Source organism: Croceicoccus ponticola (genome assembly GCF_004004515.1).
GTDB classification, from domain to species: domain Bacteria; phylum Pseudomonadota; class Alphaproteobacteria; order Sphingomonadales; family Sphingomonadaceae; genus Croceicoccus; species Croceicoccus ponticola.
This window is the reverse complement of the sequence record NZ_RXOL01000006.1, coordinates 111,944-130,698: the sequence shown is the minus strand read 5'-3', so window position 1 is coordinate 130,698 and position 18,755 is coordinate 111,944. Positions and strand designations below refer to the sequence as shown.

The following is an 18,755-nucleotide window of genomic DNA, read 5'->3' as shown; positions in this document are numbered from 1 at the left end:
CAAATGAGCTGGTCGCTCGCGTAAGTCGGTTAAGCACAGTTGGCGACGTGCTGTTCGATCGGCGGAGGAACCGGAGGCGGGGCGAGGGAAGCCAGCCCTAGGGAAGCGAGCACTGTCGCCAATACGATCACAGGAACTGACCCTTCATCCGCCTAACCCCTTTAATTGCATCAGCCTTCGACAGCAAATGCTGACAGATAGCGGGGCTTATCGCAATCGTTCGCGCCACTCCGAAGGAGAAATGCCGTGCATCTGGCGGAATGCCCGCCCGAAGCTGGCGGAATTGCTGTATCCCAGCAGGCCTGCCACGCGGTCCACCGACCATCGCGGATCTGTCAGGCTTTCCCGCGCGATCGCCATCTTTTCCTCGCTGACCATCTGCTGAAACGAAATGTCGAGCGAGGCGAGCTTGCGACCGATCGTCCGCGGGGACATCGCCATGTCGCTCGCCAGTTGGTTGAGACCGGGTGCCCTTTGCGAAGTTTTCAGCGACTGCCGGATGTGCAAACGCAAAGAAGCCACGGAAAAGGGGGAATGGTCCTGCGTCCAGTTCTTGCGCAGAGCTTGATAGGCAAGGCTCCACAGATCAGGGTCATGTCGTGGGTTCTGCGCGGGAAGGCCTGTCGACGATACGAACAGCGTAGTACTTCCTTCGCTGGCCGCGACATCGACCTGACCGATCGCAGCCAGCGCCGCGACCGTGTCGTCGGCCGCATCGCGAAGCCGAAGAACGGGCCACGATGACTTCCCATTGGCGATCTTGCGCATCTTGGGTTGGAACAGCCCGGTAAGCCTGACAATGGCAGCGGCGACGAGATGCTCAAGAAAGAGACCGACATCGGCAAGCTCGCTCATCGCCGTGACTTCGATCAGGTGGCCTGCCCGCGATTCCGACAGCAAAACCTTCAGGTGAGGATTCTGTATGTTCAAGGACTTGGTCAGATATTGCAGCAGGGCGGCAAGATCGGGTGCCGCAGCCAGAACACCCAGGGTCTTGTGATTTACGGTACTGTCGAAGTCGGTTAGCACCGAAGAAAGCAACGGCAACGGGCCGAACCGATCGAGCAGATTGGCGACCATCACGAGATCGTCGGCGAGGCGAATTTTTATCGGAAACGGGACTTGCGGGTCCAGACCCGTTCCGTCGAACATCCAGGCCGGGTGGTCCAGGTCGTGCGCCAAACGCGGCAAGATTCCCGCCGGCACCATCGCATCGCCAAGCCCGTCGATGCTGCCAAGTGCTGCGAGAGAAATGCGCCTGTTCTTGCCGATGTCTTCGGCAAAGGGAGCGGCTGCGCATTTGCTCAGTTCATTCAACGCAACTCACCTTGCATCGCACTTGGCCCCGGATGTCTTTGAAATGTCTTATTTCGTGGCGCGAAATGTATAGTTGTTGGCGACATCTGTTTATAGCATCCGCACACGCTGAGCCATAGTCTGCAGGGCAATGCCGGATGCTCTTTTGCCTCTGCGTTTGGGAATATTCAACTTGCAAAAAGCTTACTTCGGGTGGCTGACCGCCTTGGCGCTGTCGGCCTGCGCCACTGTGCCAGCCGACCAATCGACGGCTGCGGGTCCGACGGCGGCGGGTCCGTTTGCGGGATTGGCCGATACGTCCTGGCGGCTCGTTGAAATCCAGTCGATGGACGATGCCCAAGGCACCACCAGGCCCGACGATCCGCAGAAATACACGATACGCTTCAACGCCGACGGTTCGGTTTCGGCGCGTCTCGACTGCAACCGGGGGGTCGGCACATGGCGCAACGACATCGCCAATGCGACCGGCGGTACGCTGACGTTCGGGCCGATGGGCGTGACAAAGGCGCTCTGCCCCGCCCCGACGCTTGGCGAGACGCTCGAACGACACATGCCCTATGTGCGCAGCTTTACCATGCGCGACGGTCGCCTGAACATGGCGCTGATGGCCGATGGCGGCAGCCGGTCGCAAGCGACAGCGGATCGCCATCGGCAAGCGCCGACCAACCCGAAGTCATCGAAGGCATAGTCAACAAGCGCCTGTCGTTTGCACCGGGCACGTCTTCGTCGCGTGTTTCAGGCGCGATCACCGGGTCGGAAACGATCGACTACTTGCTCAACGTGCGCGCCGGACAGTCGATGAACGTATCCCCGCGACAGCCTTGTGCTGGTCGACGAACTGGCCACCTGCAAGCCCGATCGTCTGAGCGAGGGCATGGGCTGGACGGTGCCGATCGTGGCTGAAGAGATCCTTGCCATGTGTAAGCGCTGGGGTGTGCGGGCTGAAGGCGTGGCCGACGATGCCTGCTTTGCGAATACGGGGCATAGCTCGGGCAGCATTGCCGACGAATTCGCGCGCGAGCGGGTCTATTTCAGGCGCGCCAAGAAGGCCGATCGAATGACCGGCTGGAACATCATGCGGCGGCTGTTGAGCGATGCTGGCAAGCCCGACGTGCCGGGGCTCTATATCTCGCGAGCCTGCGAATATTTCTGGTCAACCGTGCCCTATCTGGCGCGCGATATGAAGCGCGTGGAGGACGTGGATTCGTCCGGTCCCGATCATGGCGCCGACGCGGTGCGCTATGGTTGCTTGCGTCAAAGCGGTGAGGTGCAGCGGGTACGGATCGGCGGGATTTGATGGATATCGACGAAGTCCGCGAGAGGCCGGGCTCGAAGAGGAGGAATGGTCGCACCTCTACTGATTCGCCCATTTCAGGACGATAATCGGGCTGGAGAGCTATCTCCGGCCCTTTTATTTTTGGTTAGACAGAATGTTAAATCGCGCCGTTCGGAAGTCTGTCTAACTGGGCCAAGTCATTGAAAAATGGTGCGGCTGCAGGACCCAAATCTATTGATATAATGCCTTATTATATCAAGATTATATCAAGAACACATGCGAGTTATGCCCCCAGAAATGCCCCCAACTTTCTTGGATGCCCCAATATTTTGCCCTATTTTAATCTACTTTAGAAATCGGTCCCGCATCGCCAGCATCACTGCCGCGCATTGATCGTCCAGTTCCAGATAGCGTTCCATATGCCGTTCGAACGTGCGCCGCCACATTCCCTTGGGGCGATACAGGCCGCTCTCCCAGCCTTGAGGGCATCCCAGTTTCTTCTGGAGCGCAAACACGCGTTCAAAAGGCCGATCGCGCGCAGTGATGCGCTGCGAATGGTATCCCAGCCGCAACGCCCCTCTACTGGCGAAAATGTCGTCGCCGGGCGGGCAGTACAGCTTGCCTACGCGATCACCGGAAACAGGGCAGTGCATCCACCATCGCTTGCCGCCGAGATGCGGGACGGTGAAGGATAGGGGCACCCGTTGCACATAGTCACGCTTTGCGCCGGTCGAGCGGGTTGTCACGGTGAATCGCAATTCCATGCTGGCGTTCGCATGGTCGCGCATGTCGCAGGTATAAGTGATGTTACCGCTTGGCCTGTCCCGACAGGTCCAGACAAGACTGCCCCGCGTGAAGCTGCCGGGTCGGACATAGCCACTCCGCATCATCCACGCGAAATCGATCCGTAGCGACTCATCCGCTTTTGGCCTGCCGCCACTTTTGCCTGAACCCCAGCCGCCCATGCATTGACCATACACTTACCGCTTGCCCCAGTGAATCCTCTCGCGCGTGCGCGCGGGGGAAAAACTGTGTTAGGGATATCGTGCAGGAATTGTGACGGTCCTTGCGGCTGGCCGTCTGAGGATCTGCCTACCCCCCGTCCCTCTGCATCAGAAGGCTGCGAGAAAGTAGGAAACTTTCTGCGCGTTCCTCGCCACGCGCGTTGTATCGCCGCGGCCGACAACGGCGGCGACTTCGCGCCCCGCGCGCGGTCAGCCAGTCTTGCGCTTCACTTCGCAAGGCATGGACCCGAACCGATGGCAGACAAACAGATCGACGAACTGCCCGGCGCGGGTCCACTCGATGGAAACGAAAGCGTCCATGTCGTCCAGGCCGCGCAGTCGCGAAAGACGACGACCGACGACATCGCCGAGATCCTGCACGATCAAGCGATCGAGGATGTTGCCGGGCTGCAGGCGGCGCTGGATGGGAAGGCCCGCGCCGGTGATGTCCTAGGCGCAGCGTCGACCAGCGAAGTTCGCGCAGGTGCCACAGCTGCGAAGGCTGTCACGCCCGCCGCCTTACATGGAGCCTAGGCACCAATCGTTTTGGTGGACGCCGCGGTGACGCTCTGGGACTTAGCGCTGGCCGCGAAGCTAAGTAATCACTCGCTGTGTTGATTGTTAAATTGCGCTTTCCATCGCTCAATTTGATCAAATGGCACTGACAATTTTGTCTCTTGATGGCCATTTATCGCCAAATCGATGGCGTGCGGAAGATCGTCCCGGTGCACAGTGGGAAGACCAATATCACGCGATATCTCGCTGCTTCGATTGTCGATTGCGACGATTGTGGCTCGGCGACCTTTTTGCATCGCTCGTATGCCAGCGTGGAGCCGGGTTCCAAAGAAATCGACCGGACGCTGGTCTAGCACAGCGTCATAAGCCGCTAGGGTTGGGCCGATCAAATTAGTCTTTTCGAGTAGGCCGAGTTGCTGACCGTACTCCAAATCCCCGGTTCCTTGAGGCCAGAAATATACAGCATCGTAAGCTCCTAGCAGTGTTGCGATCAGGTGATTGTCAAACTGAGGCGAGCGGTTGTAGTCGGTCAAAGTTAAGACGACTTCTCGCCCTTTGTCCCGTGGGATCATCGCACAATGTTCTGGCGTGAGCTGCCATGTGGTCGGGCAGGAGGTGTTCACGACATTGTTGATTCCGATGCTTGCGAGCTTCTCGCGGGTGTAATTGTCGCGAACAGAGTGAAGTCCGGATTCAGAAAGCGCAGTCCGCAAGACCATACGTGTGTAGAGGTCTGGGTTGGGCTGATACTGCCACCATCCCACTCCCATAAGGGTGATGGGACCAAGCTTCCGGGCGTCACGGATACCGATCTGCCACTGCCGGTATTTCAACATGAATGAAGAGAGCAGATTGGTACCACCGATTATCCGGTATTTTGCGCTGCGCGATAAACGATGAGTTCGCTTGCCAATAACCTCTTGCGTGGTGAGCTCTACAATCTGCTCGTCTGAGAATATGTCGCCAAATTCCTTCAATACAGCATCTCGGATGATGAGATCGCCGAGATTTTCGGATGCAATCGAAGGATCAAAATATGCGACGCTCACTCGAATCTCCGAAAGTTCTTGAACAACCCGCTCATCAGCAACGATCGAGCGTTAAGCGTCAACAGCGGATGAAGGTCTCGTCGGAAGGCGTAGGATAGAAAATTTGCGCAAATGTAAGCAATCAAAGTGGAGATCGCGGCACCTTTTGCGCCAAGTTTGGGTATCAGAAGAAGGTTGAGCAGCACATTGATCATCAGCCCTATAAGGTTGCGGAACAAGGCATACCGAGCGAGATCCTCCGCGATCAACCACCGACCACTCGCAAAGCCCAGCGCGACGAAAACCGCATTCCAGACGCTGATTTTGAGGATTGGCCCAGCGCCAGCGTACTGCGGGCCGTAGAGACGATAAATTAATTCATCACCACCGATCTCAATCACGATGGCCACGATTAGGCAAATGGCGACAAGTAGGCTCATCAAGCTCTGTAACTGCTGCCGATAGGCGTCAGGATCAGCTAAACGAAGAGCGAGCAGCGCCGGAAAGGCAGCAGTCACGAGGATGAGAGGAACGAAGTTCCATGCCTCGCTGATGCGGATCGCAGCTGAATAGATACCTACTTCTGCATTGCCAAGCATCTGGCCGACCATCACCGCGTCGACCCGGACGTAAGCCGTATAAGCGAAACCGGAGAGAATGAGTGGCCAGCTTTTTCGCAGCAGAGTTTTGGCCATCCCACCTTCAAATCGCCACTTCGAAGATGGTCGGTCCAACAGATAGAGGGCGAGCAGAGCGCAACTTACAAGCGCTGCTTCGATGAGGCTGGCGAATGCAAAGGCCACGACCGGCGCGCCGCTTTGGATCATATATATGCGAGCGATTGCTGCGATGAGGAACCCGATGGTTTGGGCAATGACCGACTTACGGTTTTCCTGCGCCGCTTGAAAACGCCAGTCGATGACATAGAGGGCCTGTGCGGTGAAAGCGCCGGACGAGATCGCCACGAGAATGCTCACGGTGGTAGGGTCACCGCTGAGAATCGAGAGCAAGACAGCGATCAGCAGGCCAGCGAGGGAACCGAATAATCGAAGGCCAAAAGCCGTGCCGAGGATTTTATCTTCGTCGTCTGTCGTCTCGACCAGACGTTGGACAATGATCGCATCAAGGCCGAGCGATGCGAGAATGCCAAACAGGGATGAGAAGGCTATCGCATAGTTAAGAACGCCATAGTCAGCTGGGCCGAGGTAGCGAGCTACCCAGACACCAACTAATAGGCCGCCCGCAAGGCGGATCGATTGACCACCAAACATCCAAGCCGAGTTTCGTGCAAATGTCTTGCCGGACATTTGAATCGGCGATTCACGGAATTTACGAACCATTGGCCGATGGCATAGGTTTGATACCTAATACGGCGTAGTTCTTCGGATGCCCGGTAGCAGTGTATTTATGGCGAATATCAGTTCGATAAAGGATCACGCTGAGAATCGCGAACACGATTCGAAGCGGCAAATATCGCCATGAGGGCGGGAGGTTCTTTGCGGCCCCATCCAATTGATAGGCAACAGTACCAAGATACCCTTCGAGCCACTCAAGTCGCTCGATCCGGAAGCCAGCACTAGGGAACATGTGCTGGTACGCGAACTGAGTATATCGGTAAAAATCGTAGGGTTGCTCGTGCTCTTCGTAAAAAAAGGGGGCTGTGCAGAGAATTCTGCCGCCCGGTTTTAATACCCTGTGAAGTTCATTCAGAACGGCCAATGGGTCAGGCATGTGTTCCAAGCCCTGATTGAACAAGATCGCGTCGAAGTGTTCGCTCTCCACTGGAATGGCAGTGAGATCGCACACGTGCGTCGTAGGCGCATAAGGGCGGTTGGATTGCTCAAAATCGGCGGATTCGTATAGGCAGTGATCGAGCAGATGCCGGTAGGGCTGGCTTCCTGAGGCAGCGTCCAAGACGCGTGATCCGGGAGCGATCGATTGGGCGAATTCCGCGTTAATTTTAACGAAGTGAACGCGAGAAGAGTTTTTGGAAAAATTGCCGATGAACCAGCGAATGGCCTTCGACGGCAGGTCGTTATTCTGGTGAGACATGGCGGATCTGTCTGCCAGAGAAGTCCGAACATCAAGTAAATTCGGGAGTGCCTGAAACCCCACTATCGGTGCGTAGTTTGCGGGACTTACCGAATCCGACCGTCTAATTGCCAAATTGCGCCTGAACTTCGGATCGCCAACGCGATCGCCATGTCACGAACTCGACGACCCTTGCGGAGAGAGATCGAGTTCCTTCACAAGCAAGGGGTTGGGGCCTTGCCGAAAACTGAATTGATGGTTCCGAGCTAAAAACGCATCTACGGCAATTTTTGCACCTTCATAGTCATGATAATCATCAATAATTATTATGCCTCCTGGCGATAATATATCTCTCACTGCCTCAAGACAGTAGGCCACCGGATCGTGCCAGTCGCAATCGATATGAACCAATGACGCTCGGTTGATTCTGGCCACGGGCCATGTTTCTACGAAAAGACCTTTATGAAAAAATGCCGGGGCCTGATGCCGAGCGAAAGACCGCTCAACGTCAGACAGAAGATCTGTTCTATAGCCGTAATAGGCATCGCCGCCCAAGCCTAAAGACTGGCCGCCACTTATCACCGCGAACCGTCCGATTGCATCTGCGGCGTCGTTCTCAGGGTTTGGAGGTGGGATCATGCCGAAAACGTCAAAGCCGTGATATTCGCGACCAGATTTTGCTAAAATGATGCCTGAACCACCAAGGGCGACACCGAATTCCAAGATTGCGCCAGAAATTTTCGCAGTGTCGCGAATGGCTTTTTCGATCCGAAGTAATTTGCGCGGCGGCAGATATGTCAGATTTTCGCGCCTCACATCGCGTGCGGTCCGACTCAAACGAAGATTCGCAATTCCTTCTCGCGCAAGTCGCCTAACCCGCCTGATCATCAACATTTCCTCGGAATTTCGGCTCTGCACCTATGAGCAAATTTACCGCTGCGTCGAGCCCCAAACCTTTTCCAATCTAGGTTGGAGCAGCTCGCATAATCGCGGGTGCAGATTGATCGGTACTCGATCCACGAAAACTAATCGACCGATGGCGACAAAAATCATCTGATGCTGCCGCATAATGACGAGCGAACTGCGCCGTTGTCCGCTCCAAACTAACAACGAGGCTCGAATTCGGGTCGCTGCATATCTTGCCATCATCGCGCCCAGAGATGATTCCTGGAGCGCGTCGCATGGTAAAGCCGAGCATCGACCTTGCGGACTTTCAAGTCTGGCTGAACGCCGCTGGCGCGACACCACGGTTGAAGGTCGACGGCCTGCGCGGGCCGTTGACCCGCCAGGCGATCATCGACACATTTCGCAATCGCAGCGCGCGAGCGGTCACGCCCGAACATATCCGCCGGTCGCCGCGCGGCTTGGCTGTTCGGTGCGCCAGGTGGGCGCGTTGGCGAAAGTGGAAAGCGGCGGGGCCGGTAACTGCCCCCGAAGATTTTCCTAAATCATTTGGGAAGTTTGCCGTTTTTTCGTCGCTGGTCTATGTCCGGCGGGGAAGCGGCTGGTGCGATCCTGCCAGACTGCCGCGCGCTTCCCGTAAACCAGTGCCGACTGCCCCCAAGGCTTATGACCCCGGCCAATCATGCCTAGCTCGCCTTCAAGCCTCGCTGGCGTGCATTTCAGCAAATAGTGGAGCCTGCCCATCACCGAAGCGTCAAAAGCTTCTGGGTGGCTTTCAGGACTGTCTCCTAGTGAAACCTTGCGGGTGAACAGGGTGCCTGCCGCGTATAGACCGCCGCGTCGCTCGATAACCTTACGCGCCCATTGCCGGGGCTTGCTGCCAAAGAGTGGCGACAACTCGATCGGGACATGCATCAGGATATGGCAATGCGCGCCCAGCTTAGGCCCGCGTTCCTGTGTCCATACCCAAGCTAGAGGCACTTCATAGCGGTACAGCCAATCGCGGGCGTGCCGAATCCATTCACCCGTCGCCGCTACGCTGTCGCGCGGGTCAATTCCTGCCAGTTCCCATGATATCGTGACAAAGCGATTGAACCCCACGCCCCGGTCCAGTGCATTCTGTGTCGCATCAATCAGCATGGCCGCCTGTCGCTTGGTCAAATGTTTGCTGGCCCGGTCGCGCCGGTTGTTCGCTCCGCCTCGGCGCAGGAACCCCTGTTTCATGTTTCAATCCACCCCTAATAAGGGAGCGCCCGCCGTCTTTTCCTTAAGCCATTGATCGGTAGCGTATTTACTTCTTAACGGCGAAACGCCGGGAAACAAATGCGCGCCAGTTTCAATGATACACCGGGAAACATCAGGCTTTTGAATGCGGGACTAGGCGGGCGGCTGGCGTATCTGGCCAGCCGCCTACCCGCTTGCGACCATCGTAATTTTCAGTTGGTCGAGTTACGATTTTCGGATTAGGGAGAATGCATCCAGCGGCTAGAGGGCTTCAGGATGCGAGCGTCGGATAGGTTCCAGCCTTTCCGGCGCTCTTTTTTCCCCGATCCGAATAATCAGACATCGTTGGCTTCCTTGGATGTGACCGCGTCGTACCAGCGTTCGGCATCTTCGCGCGCGATGCGGACGGCCCGTCCGATATGAACGAAACGAATTTCGCCGCGTTCATGAAGTCGGTAAACGGTCGACCGGCTGACGTTGTAGTCTTCTTGAAAGTCTCTGATACGTAAAAACGCTCGCATAGATATATCTCGCTTACCATCAGTGTGACCGGGCAAGGTTTGTTGACCGGATCGTGGCGAGACTACTGCAACGTATTCGAAATTCCGGATCGATTGGACTAGCCATCCTATCGGTTCCGCAAGTAGCGTCTCGTATCACGACGCCCCACCCTTACGGTTGGGACGGCAACGGACAAGGCGAACGGAGCGGGAACGGATTGATTCGGGGGATAAAGAAGTCAGATTGCGTCCAACGCGCGATTTAAAGGTAAAATCTCCCCACCTACCCGCACCTTGTCCAAATAATCAGACCACCATTGCGCCATCGCAATTCGTTCGTCCCAATGCTGCCCGCGCGCATACGCCCCTCGCGTTGCGTCGCTGTGACCATGCGCCAGCGCTCGCTCGATCGCGTCGAAGTGCCACTTGCCGCTTTCGTTCAACAACGTGGATGCCGTGGCCCGCAGACCGTGCGCAGTGACCGTATCCTTGTCGAACCCCATGCGACGGTAGCTGGCGTTTAACGTATTCTCGCTAATCGGACGAAGGCGCGACCTTAGACCGGGAAACAACAAGTCCAAGCCGCCGCTGTGCAGTTCCAGTTCGCGTAACAGTGCGAATACTTGTCGTGAGAGGGGGACAGAGTGGGGTCGCCGCAGTTTCGCCCGCTCTGCAGGAACCGTCCAGATGGCATTCTCCAAGTCGATCTCGCTCCACCGGGCCGCTCTCAGTTCACCGGGCCGCAAAAAAACGTGGGGCGCTATCTGGATGGCCAGATTTACAACCGGGCTACCCATGTAGCCATCGACCGCGCGCAGGAATTCACCGAGCATCTTCGGCTCCAGAATGGCAGCGTGATGCTTAACGGTTGGCCGCGCGAGGGCGTTGACGAGCATGGCGGCGGGATCGTGCTTGCAGCGCGTCGTTGCCACCCCATAGCGGAATATGCGGCTCGCGAATGATCGGACTCGATTAGCCGTTTCGCGATGCCCCTTGTTCTCCAGCTTTTTCAGAACGGCCAGCAATTCGGCTGGTTCGATGTCCGCGATCGGTCGCGTCCCTAACGCCGGAGTTAGCAACGAGAGAAACCAGCGTGACTTTCGCACTGTTGCCGGAGCCTTGCCGCTCTTTTCAAGGTGTACGTCGATGTAATCCTCGGCAACGCTAAGGAAGCTGTTTCCCGCGCTGATTTGCGCCGCGATCTTGCCCATCTTCTTTTCATGGCCGGGATCGATGCCCTCACGCAACTTGCGCCTTGCATCGTCACGAAGGGCGCGGGCATCGGCAAGGCTCACTTCGGGCCATGCCCCAAGTGCCAGACGCTTTTCCGCTCCATTGAAGCGATACTTCACCCGCCACAACTTGGACCCGCGCGGACTGATTTCGAGATAGAGTCCCTTCTCGTCGGTCTTGCGATAGATTGCTGCTTTGGCGGGAAACGCACGAATCTCTGCGGCGGTCAGAGTCATTTGGGGGCATCCCTTATGCTAGGCTATTGCCTGCCCCCAATGATGCCCCCGAATTACTCGGATTTTGGGGGCATTTTAGGAAACGACGAGAACCTTTGAGGCACAAAGCTATTGCGGAAGAACCGCAGAAAATCAAGCTTTAGGGAGTGTCTAGAGACAGGTATATGGTGCCGGCTGCAGGATTCGAACCCGCGGCCCCCTGATTACAAATCAGGTGCTCTACCAACTGAGCTAAGCCGGCCCACAGATCGCCCTCTGCCTTACCGCGCGCCGAAGGTCCAGCCCTCGGTTGCGGCTATTGTGTCGGTCAGGCCTTCGGGCGACCACAATGACTGCCGGTCGGCGACGGCGCGCAGCCATGCGGCGGTCAGCAGTGCGTCGGATGCGTGATCGTCGATGGCGCCGCTGCCGCTCATGGGAGCGGAGCCGATTCGGACCAACGCTGCGTCAAGATCGGCATGGTCGCGGATCTTGCTGCGTCCGGCGGTGCGGGCGGCGGCGATGGCCGCCATCGCGGTGTAGATCTCGACGATGACCGACCCGCACGGGGGCAGGGGGTCGACCGGCCAGACCGGCACGCGCCCGTCGACCCGGTGCAGCACGCGCATTCCGGTCAGGCTGGACTTGCCGACTTGCGCCGCGCCGATCAGGTTGAAATTGGAATAAGGTTTGCACCCCATGGCTTCCTGCGCGCGCTCGGTCACCCGGAAACGGCCCCGGCGGTGCTGCGCTTCGGGCGCGTGGAAACGGTCGCCCTCGCGCCCGCCATGCCGGCGGAAATAGCGGCTGAGTGCGGGGTGGTCGACGAAGCTGCCAGCGGACAGGTGCGGGTCGGCAGCGCAGATGTCATCGATCAGCGCCCAAAGCGACCGTGCGCCCTGAGGACTGTCGCGCCATCCGGGAAAGAACGCCCCGCAATCGGCAAAGGGCAGCGATATGCCAAGGTCCATGCCGACCAGCATGTCGGCGGGAAGGTCGTCACGCAGCAGCGCGAGCACATCCTCCCTCGACCAGCCGCGTTCGCGCGTCAGCAAGGCAGGCGGGCCGCCCGTCGCATCGGTGACGGCGATGGCGATGCCTTTTTGCCGGGGGCCGGCCGCGCCCGACCAGTCGATGGCCATGAACCGGTCGAACCGCGCCACGCTGCGCGTCAGCCCTGCCGTTCGCGGCGCTTCTTGTCCCACCATTCCAGCCGCTCGATCACTTGCCGTTCGAATCCGCGCGGCACCGGCTTGTAATAGGTTTGCGGCTCCATCCCGTCGGGCCAGTAATCGGCGCCGGAAAAACCGTCCTCCGCATCGTGGTCGTAGGCGTAATCCTTGCCGTAACCTAAATCCTTCATCAGCTTGGTCGGTGCGTTCAGGATGGTCTGCGGCGGGGCGAGGCTGCCGGTTTCTCGCGCGCTTTTCCATGCGGCCTTCTGCGCCTTGTATGCCGCGTTCGATTTAGGGGCGGTGGCGCAATAAAGGCATGCTTGCACGATGGCGAGTTCGCCTTCGGGACTGCCCAGGAATTCGTAGGCGTCCTTGGCGGCAAGGCACTGGATCAGCGCCTGCGGGTCGGCGAGGCCGATGTCTTCGGACGCGAAGCGGACAAGGCGGCGCAGGACGTAAAGCGGCTCTTCCCCCGCCGTCAGCATCCGCGCCATGAAGTACAAGGCGGCTTGGGGGTCGGAGCCGCGCAACGATTTGTGCAGGGCGCTGATCAGGTTGTAATGCCCGTCCCGATCCTTGTCATAAACGGCAAGCCGGCGTTGCAGGAACTTGCGCAATCCGTCGGTGTCGAGCGGTGCGTCGATTTTCGCTGCGTAAAGCGTTTCGGCCTGGTTGAGCAGGAAGCGCCCGTCGCCGTCGGCGCTGGCGATCAGGGCAACGCGGGCATCGGCATCGAGCGGCAGCGGCCCCGCCAGTTCCTCTGCCCGGTCGATCAGCGCGCCCAGCGCAGCTTCGTCAAGACGTTCCAGCACCAGCACCTGCGCACGGGACAACAGCGCGGCGTTCAGCGCAAAGCTCGGGTTTTCGGTCGTCGCGCCGACCAGTGTTACCGTGCCGCGTTCGACGAACGGCAGGAAACCATCCTGTTGCGCGCGGTTGAAACGGTGGATCTCGTCCACGAACAAGAGCGTGCGCTGCCCGGCGGCCTGCGCTTTTTCGGCTTCGGCAAACGCCTTTTTGAGGTCCGCGACGCCCGAAAACACCGCGCTGATGGCGGCGAACCGCATACCGACGCTGTCGGCAAGCAGCCGTGCGATGCTGGTTTTCCCGGTGCCGGGCGGACCCCACAGGATCATGCTGGTCAGCCGCCCCGCCGCAACCATGCGCCCGATCGCGCCTTCTGCGCCGGTCAGGTGATCCTGCCCGACGACGTCGCCCAGCGTGCGCGGGCGCAACTTGTCCGCAAGCGGCGCGTCCGGGCCGGACGGGGGCATCGCGCCGGCGGCGGGCGGATCGGTTTGGAAAAGGTCGGTCATGATCGTGTCGCGTCTAATCTAAGGCCGGGCACGACAATTGCCAGCGCCGGCGAAGCGCGCCGCACACTATTGCCCATCAGGTCGATTGACGTCGCGGCGCGTCGCTCTAGTCTGGGCGGCGGGCAAGAGAGGGGTTCACATGATGACGACAATGCGCATCAAGACGCCGACGAGCTTTTGGATCATCGCGGTTTTGAGCCTGCTGTGGAACGGGTTCGGCGCGAACGACTACATGCAGATGCATCTCCAGAACCGAGCCTATATCGAAGGCATGACGCAGGGCATGAACCTGACCGTCGATGAACTGATCGCCTTTTACGCGGCGCGGCCGTGGTGGGTTGATGCGTTCTGGGCGCTGGGGGTCTGGGGTTCGGTGGCGGGATCGCTGCTGTTGTTGATGCGCAGCCGCCATGCACTGGCCGCATTCCTGGTGTCCCTTGTCGGGCTGATCGTGACCAGCGTACTGGGCTTTGTCGACCCCATTCCGGGACAGACCGACTTGACGTTTCCGATCATCCTTACCGCGATCGTGTTCGCGGTCCTGTTCGCGCTGATTTTCTATACCCGGCGGATGATCGCACGGCGGGTGATTGCCTGACCGGTCAGGCCCATTGCCAATCAGGCCAATCGCCGATCAGGTCTTTTGCGCGATCAGGCGCAGATAGGCGTCGGCGACGGCCTGATTGATGCGGTCCCAGCCGAATTCACCGGCCCGCGCCGCGCCTGCGTCGCCATGCGCGCGGGCGAGCGCCGGGTTGGCCAGGTAGCTTTCGATCGCGTCGGCAAAGCCTGCCACGTCGCCCGGTTCGACCAGCCGGCCCGATACGCCGTCGGAGACAAGGCTTTCGCTGCCCGTCGCTGCCGCTGCGACAACCGGCAAGCCACAAGCCATGACTTCGAGCGTCACGTTGCCGAAAGTCTCGGTGATCGACGGGTTGAACAGCACATCCATGCTGGCGACCGCGCGGCCAAGGTCGGCCCCGCTTTGATGGCCGACGAAGATACCGCCGGATAGGTTGTCTTCGAACCAGCCGCGTGCGGGACCTTCGCCGATGACCAGTACGCGATGGGCGATCCCGCGAGCCCGCAGCGCCTTCATCGTGGCGGCAAAGATGTCGAGGCCCTTTTCCATGACCAGCCGGCCAAGGAAGCCCACGACGACTTCTTCGTCCGCGATGCCGAGCGAGCGGCGCCATGCCGGGTCGCGCTTGTCAGGGTGAAAGATCGTGCGATCGACGCCCCGGGTCCATAACGACACGTCGTCGTTCATGCCCTGATCCTTCAAGACCCGGACCATCGATTCGGAAGGCGCGACAAGCGCGTCGCAGCGGTTGTAGAAACGTCGCAGGCCCGCTTCGATGACCGGTTCCATAAAGGCCATGTTGTAATAGCGCGGGTATGTTTCGAACCGCGTGTGCACCGACGCCAGCACCGGAACGCCGCGATCCCGCGCCCATGAAACCGCGCGGTGGCCGACGATATCGGGACTGGCGACATGAACGACGCGGGGTTCGAACGCGGCCAGATCGGCGCGCGCCGCCGAAGACAGCGCGAGCGGGAAACGATATTCCGAACGCCCCGGAATCGGCACCGACGGCACGTTGACCATCGGGCCGGTCGCTTCGAACGCCGGGTTTTCGACCACTGGCGAATATGTCCGCACATCGGCGCCCTGCCGCAGCAGAAAACCGACAAGCCGGTTCAGCGCCTGGTTCGCGCCGTCGCGCACATAATTATAGTTGCCGCTGAACAGCGCCACGCGAAGGCCCGCGAGGGGGGCGGCCAAAGGGGCCGGTTCCGGCATGGCGAGGGCATCGGACATGCGACCGGGCCTTAGCCCCGACGACCCGGTTTGGCGAGGGGGCTCGCAAGGAATTCGACCAACGGACGACGCTTGACATAAATTTGTCAAATCTTTGCGACATGGGCGGGAATGCCCCTTGTCGGAACAGTACCGCACGAAGGTTGTGCATGGGCTGCAGGGGCAATAGACCAACCACTTCGCGCGACCCACGAACGGGGACAAAATATCTTGCGATTCGTTCGCACTCAATCGAACGGGCTGAGGCTCGGCCTGCCGGGCCTGCATGACATTCTGTGGTGGCTTATCGCCATCGGCATTGTCGTAGCCGGCGTGCAGCTGTTCTGGATCGCGGTGACGCCAGTCACTCCGCTGGGCGAATGGAAGCCCGCGCGTGTCCGCTTGATGGACGACAGCGCGCGGTCGGCGTTGATGACAGGGTTCGATCCGTTCAACCGCGATGTCGTCGCGGTGGCAAGCGGGCCGGGGGCGACCGTCGCGGTCATTACCGACCTGCCGCTGACGCTGTTCGGCATCCGCATCAATACCGCGACAGGCGGTGGCACGGCGATCGTCGCGGGCGCGGACGGTGAACAGATGGTCTATCGCATCGGCGAAGACGTGATGGAGGGGGTTACTCTCTCAGCGCTCGCCTTCGACCACGTGACGTTGAGCCGGGGGGGCAGTTCCGAACTGCTTTATCTCGACCAGTCGAAACCGGCGCCCACCGCCGCGCCCGCATCGACCGATAGCGTGGTACCGCCTGCACCCGCCGCGCCCCCGCCCCCGCCGACATCGGGCCTGCCCGCCGCATCGTTGCAACAGGGGATCGGGTTCACCCCGGGCCGCGACGGGGTCGCCATTACGGCAAAGGGTGACGGGTCGATCTTTCGCAATGCCGGTTTGCGCAGCGGCGACGTGCTGGTTTCCGTGAACGGCAAGGCCGTATCGGGTCAGCAGGATCTCGCTTCATTCGCCGGGCAGGTCCGCCCCGGTTCAAATCTCAGCCTGGTGGTGCGTCGCAAGGGACGCGAAGTGCCGCTCAAAATTCCGGTGTCCGAATGAAACGACTGACCCGCAAGCTGGCCGCCAGCCTCGCGCTGGCCCCGTTGCTCGCGCTTGCGGTGCCGCTGCCGGCCCATGCGCAATATGCATTGAACGTGCGCGATGCCGACATTCGCGCTTTCGTCGCCGATGCGGCGCAAGTGACGGGCCGCACATTCATCGTCGACGGGCGCGTGAACGGCAAGATTTCGGTCGTCACCGAACGCCCGCTGTCGCGGTCCGAATATTTCGAGGTGTTTCTGGCCACCTTGCGCGCCAACGGACTTGTCGCCGTGCCTATCGGCAATGGCGCATTCCGCATCCAGCCCGCGGCGAACGCAGCATCGCAGCCCACGCGGCTGGGATCGGCGGGCGCGCCGGCCAATGCGCTGGTGACCGAAATCATCCGCCTGAATTCCGTCGAAGCATCGCAAGCGGTGGAAACGCTGCGTCCGCTGGTCAGTCCCGAAGGGTCGATCACCGCCAACCAGTCCGGCAATTCGCTGGTCGTGGTCGATTATGCCGACAACGTGCGCCGGGTGCGACAGGTCATCGGCCAGATCGATCGCGATACCAGCAGCACCCAGATGATCGCGCTGAACCATGCGGGCGCGCGCGAAATCGCCGCGGCGCTCAGCGAATTGGTGCCGCAAGGCGCGCAAGGGGCCGCGCTGGCGAGCGTGGTGGCGGTCGACAGTTCGAATTCGCTGCTGCTTCGCGGCGATCGCGACACGCTGTCGAAAATCGCAGCCATGGCGCGCGAACTGGACGACCGGGCGGCGAGCGGGTCCGAGGTGAAGGTCATCTGGCTCGATTACGCCGATGCCGCGACGATGGTGCCGATGCTCGAAATGATCGTCGGCGGCAATGGCGGCGGCGCGATGCCCGCGGCCAGCAGCACCGTCACCGCCACGACCGGCGGCGGCGGGGACGCCAGCATCGGATCGGGGCTGGGCAATCGCGCGGCCACCACGTCTCAGGCCGACACGGGCAGCGTCGGCAGCGGCGCGATCCAGCTTGCTGGCGGGCGCGGCACGGCGGTCATCACCCGCTATCCCGGCGCGAACGCCATCGTCATCGCCGCGCCGGTCGACGTGCAGCGACGGCTGGCCGAACTGGTCCGCCAACTGGACATTCGGCAGGATCAGGTGCTGGTCGAGGCGATCATCGTCGAGGTTTCGGAAAGCGTGGCCAAGGAGCTTGGCGTCCAGTTTCTGATCGGCGGCGCCAACATGCCGTTTGCGGTGACCAACTTTTCCAACGTCGCGCCCAATATCCTCGATATCGCGGGCGGGCTCCTGGCCGATGCGACCGACAAGACGACGACCGTGGTCAGCGACGGCGTCGTCACCAGTTCGTCGACTTCGACCGTGGGCGACCTGTTGCGCGAAAACGCGGCGACGGCGGTTCTGGGTGCCCGTGGCGGCTATACCGGCGGTTACACCAGCATCGGCAACGATCGTTACATCGGCGCGCTGATCAACGCGATTCAGGCCGATTCGGATTCCAACATCCTTTCGACGCCGCACATCACCACGAACGACAATGTCCCAGCCTCGATCCTGTTCGGGCAGGAAATCCCCGTTTCGACGGGAGAAGCGCTGAGCGGCAATTTCGATAATGCGTTCCGCACGATCCAGCGCCAGAACGTTGGCATCGAACTGGACGTCACGCCGCAGATCAACGCATCGAACGAAGTGCGACTGGACCTGCGGCAGGAAGTGTCGTCGATCGCCGGACCGGTGTCCGACGATTTCAACGAACTCATCATCAACAAGCGCGAGATCAAGACGACGGTGACGGTCGGCGACCGCGAGATCGTGGTGCTGGGCGGCTTACTCGACGATAACGAACGGCGCACGATCCAGAAGATCCCGCTGCTGGGCGACATTCCGATCATCGGCGAACTGTTCAAATCGCGTGGCAAGAGCCGGGCAAAGACCAACCTGATGGTGTTTATCCGCCCCACGATCCTGCGCACCCAGCGCGACCGGCAGGAAGTCACCGCGCGCCGTTACGGCATCATCCGCGACGCACAGCGCGATTTCAATCCAAAACGCGAGCCGTCCATCGATCAGCTGGTGATCGACTATCTCGGCGCAGAACCTCCGCAAATGCCGCGCCGTCCGGACGATGTCGTGATCGCACCCGCGCCAGAGCCTGTGCAGTAAG

The 18,755-nt window shown here is 60.0% G+C and carries 18 protein-coding genes and 1 tRNA gene; 6 read left to right on the top strand and 13 right to left on the bottom strand.

Annotated elements, in window-relative coordinates; all coding sequences use genetic code 11:
* Window positions 1-207 precede the first annotated feature (207 nt).
* Window positions 208-1,317, bottom strand: a complete 1,110-nt coding sequence (locus tag EKN06_RS12850) for a helix-turn-helix domain-containing protein (RefSeq protein WP_127613317.1) — start codon at window positions 1,315-1,317, stop codon at window positions 208-210.
* Window positions 1,318-1,489: 172 nt separating this feature from the next.
* On the opposite strand from EKN06_RS12850, the gene EKN06_RS12845 reads away from it, so the two are divergent.
* The gene (locus EKN06_RS12845; protein WP_164844067.1) at window positions 1,490-2,005 is read left to right on the top strand and encodes an META domain-containing protein; all 516 of its coding nucleotides are present in this window, start codon (window positions 1,490-1,492) and stop codon (window positions 2,003-2,005) included.
* 135 nt (window positions 2,006-2,140) lie between these two features.
* Window positions 2,141-2,614, top strand: a complete 474-nt coding sequence (locus EKN06_RS12840; protein ID WP_127613315.1) for a hypothetical protein — start codon at window positions 2,141-2,143, stop codon at window positions 2,612-2,614.
* A 323-nt stretch (window positions 2,615-2,937) separates the two neighbouring features.
* Here EKN06_RS12840 and EKN06_RS12835 read toward each other — a convergent pair whose 3' ends face one another.
* Complete coding sequence (locus tag EKN06_RS12835; protein WP_127613314.1) at window positions 2,938-3,558, bottom strand: hypothetical protein; 621 nt, start codon at window positions 3,556-3,558, stop codon at window positions 2,938-2,940.
* A 294-nt stretch (window positions 3,559-3,852) separates the two neighbouring features.
* On the opposite strand from EKN06_RS12835, the gene EKN06_RS12830 reads away from it, so the two are divergent.
* Window positions 3,853-4,131, top strand: coding sequence for a hypothetical protein (locus EKN06_RS12830; protein WP_127613313.1), 279 nt, complete (start codon window positions 3,853-3,855; stop codon window positions 4,129-4,131).
* A gap of 68 nt (window positions 4,132-4,199) precedes the next feature.
* Here the strand turns inward: EKN06_RS12830 and EKN06_RS12825 are convergent, their stop codons facing one another.
* From EKN06_RS12825 to EKN06_RS12780, 10 genes are all read right to left on the bottom strand, one after another.
* Entirely contained in the window at window positions 4,200-5,162 is a 963-nt protein-coding gene (locus tag EKN06_RS12825) for a polysaccharide pyruvyl transferase family protein (RefSeq protein ID WP_164844065.1), read from the bottom strand.
* On the bottom strand, window positions 5,159-6,481 hold the full coding sequence (locus EKN06_RS12820) for a flippase (RefSeq protein WP_127613311.1): 1,323 nt from the start codon (window positions 6,479-6,481) through the stop codon (window positions 5,159-5,161). The genes EKN06_RS12825 and EKN06_RS12820 overlap by 4 nt, the downstream gene beginning before the upstream one ends.
* Window positions 6,471-7,193, bottom strand: a complete 723-nt coding sequence (locus tag EKN06_RS12815) for a class I SAM-dependent methyltransferase (protein ID WP_127613310.1) — start codon at window positions 7,191-7,193, stop codon at window positions 6,471-6,473. Before EKN06_RS12815 ends, EKN06_RS12820 begins: the two co-directional genes overlap by 11 nt.
* 153 nt (window positions 7,194-7,346) lie before the next feature.
* Entirely contained in the window at window positions 7,347-8,060 is a 714-nt protein-coding gene (locus EKN06_RS12810; protein WP_127613309.1) for a TylF/MycF/NovP-related O-methyltransferase, read from the bottom strand.
* Window positions 8,061-8,615: 555 nt separating this feature from the next.
* Entirely contained in the window at window positions 8,616-9,299 is a 684-nt protein-coding gene (locus EKN06_RS12805; protein ID WP_127613308.1) for a hypothetical protein, read from the bottom strand.
* Window positions 9,300-9,634: 335 nt separating this feature from the next.
* Window positions 9,635-9,820, bottom strand: coding sequence for a helix-turn-helix domain-containing protein (locus EKN06_RS12800; RefSeq protein ID WP_127613307.1), 186 nt, complete (start codon window positions 9,818-9,820; stop codon window positions 9,635-9,637).
* 218 nt (window positions 9,821-10,038) lie between these two features.
* Window positions 10,039-11,268, bottom strand: coding sequence for a tyrosine-type recombinase/integrase (locus tag EKN06_RS12795; RefSeq protein ID WP_127613306.1), 1,230 nt, complete (start codon window positions 11,266-11,268; stop codon window positions 10,039-10,041).
* Between the two features lie 165 nt (window positions 11,269-11,433).
* Window positions 11,434-11,509 (bottom strand) — tRNA-Thr (locus tag EKN06_RS12790).
* Window positions 11,510-11,528: 19 nt separating this feature from the next.
* Complete coding sequence (locus tag EKN06_RS12785; RefSeq protein WP_127613305.1) at window positions 11,529-12,455, bottom strand: hypothetical protein; 927 nt, start codon at window positions 12,453-12,455, stop codon at window positions 11,529-11,531.
* Window positions 12,419-13,738 carry a replication-associated recombination protein A gene (locus EKN06_RS12780; protein ID WP_127613304.1) on the bottom strand — a complete coding sequence of 440 codons (1,320 nt, stop codon included), beginning with the start codon at window positions 13,736-13,738 and terminating at the stop codon, window positions 12,419-12,421. Before EKN06_RS12780 ends, EKN06_RS12785 begins: the two co-directional genes overlap by 37 nt.
* Before the next feature lie 139 nt (window positions 13,739-13,877).
* Here EKN06_RS12780 and EKN06_RS12775 point away from each other — a divergent pair, with 139 nt between their 5' ends.
* Entirely contained in the window at window positions 13,878-14,336 is a 459-nt protein-coding gene (locus EKN06_RS12775; protein ID WP_127613303.1) for a hypothetical protein, read from the top strand.
* 36 nt (window positions 14,337-14,372) lie between these two features.
* Here the strand turns inward: EKN06_RS12775 and EKN06_RS12770 are convergent, their stop codons facing one another.
* Entirely contained in the window at window positions 14,373-15,560 is a 1,188-nt protein-coding gene (locus EKN06_RS12770) for a glycosyltransferase family 4 protein (RefSeq protein ID WP_240654925.1), read from the bottom strand.
* Between the two features lie 210 nt (window positions 15,561-15,770).
* Here EKN06_RS12770 and EKN06_RS12765 point away from each other — a divergent pair, with 210 nt between their 5' ends.
* Together EKN06_RS12765 and gspD are read left to right on the top strand one after the other, a co-directional pair.
* Window positions 15,771-16,604 (top strand): type II secretion system protein N, encoded by an 834-nt coding sequence (locus EKN06_RS12765; RefSeq protein ID WP_164844064.1) that lies wholly within the window; start codon window positions 15,771-15,773, stop codon window positions 16,602-16,604.
* Window positions 16,601-18,754 carry a type II secretion system secretin GspD gene (gene gspD, locus EKN06_RS12760; RefSeq protein WP_127613301.1) on the top strand — a complete coding sequence of 718 codons (2,154 nt, stop codon included), beginning with the start codon at window positions 16,601-16,603 and terminating at the stop codon, window positions 18,752-18,754. The genes EKN06_RS12765 and gspD overlap by 4 nt, the downstream gene beginning before the upstream one ends.
* Window position 18,755 lies beyond the last annotated feature (1 nt).

Bases quoted from the DNA above. Each gene is read 5' to 3' on its own strand.
- EKN06_RS12835 (WP_127613314.1), bottom strand. From the start codon at position 3,558: ATGGGCGGCTGGGGTTCAGGCAAAAGTGGCGGCAGGCCAAAAGCGGAT.
- EKN06_RS12785 (WP_127613305.1), bottom strand. From the start codon at position 12,455: ATGGTGGGACAAGAAGCGCCGCGAACGGCAGGGCTGACGCGCAGCGTG.
- EKN06_RS12805 (WP_127613308.1), bottom strand. From the start codon at position 9,299: ATGAAACAGGGGTTCCTGCGCCGAGGCGGAGCGAACAACCGGCGCGAC.
- EKN06_RS12795 (WP_127613306.1), bottom strand. From the start codon at position 11,268: ATGACTCTGACCGCCGCAGAGATTCGTGCGTTTCCCGCCAAAGCAGCA.
- gspD (WP_127613301.1), top strand. From the start codon at position 16,601: ATGAAACGACTGACCCGCAAGCTGGCCGCCAGCCTCGCGCTGGCCCCG.
- EKN06_RS12780 (WP_127613304.1), bottom strand. From the start codon at position 13,738: ATGACCGACCTTTTCCAAACCGATCCGCCCGCCGCCGGCGCGATGCCC.
- EKN06_RS12800 (WP_127613307.1), bottom strand. From the start codon at position 9,820: ATGCGAGCGTTTTTACGTATCAGAGACTTTCAAGAAGACTACAACGTC.
- EKN06_RS12775 (WP_127613303.1), top strand. From the start codon at position 13,878: ATGATGACGACAATGCGCATCAAGACGCCGACGAGCTTTTGGATCATC.
- EKN06_RS12810 (WP_127613309.1), bottom strand. From the start codon at position 8,060: ATGATCAGGCGGGTTAGGCGACTTGCGCGAGAAGGAATTGCGAATCTT.
- EKN06_RS12830 (WP_127613313.1), top strand. From the start codon at position 3,853: ATGGCAGACAAACAGATCGACGAACTGCCCGGCGCGGGTCCACTCGAT.
- EKN06_RS12815 (WP_127613310.1), bottom strand. From the start codon at position 7,193: ATGTCTCACCAGAATAACGACCTGCCGTCGAAGGCCATTCGCTGGTTC.
- EKN06_RS12820 (WP_127613311.1), bottom strand. From the start codon at position 6,481: ATGGTTCGTAAATTCCGTGAATCGCCGATTCAAATGTCCGGCAAGACA.
- EKN06_RS12770 (WP_240654925.1), bottom strand. From the start codon at position 15,560: ATGTCCGATGCCCTCGCCATGCCGGAACCGGCCCCTTTGGCCGCCCCC.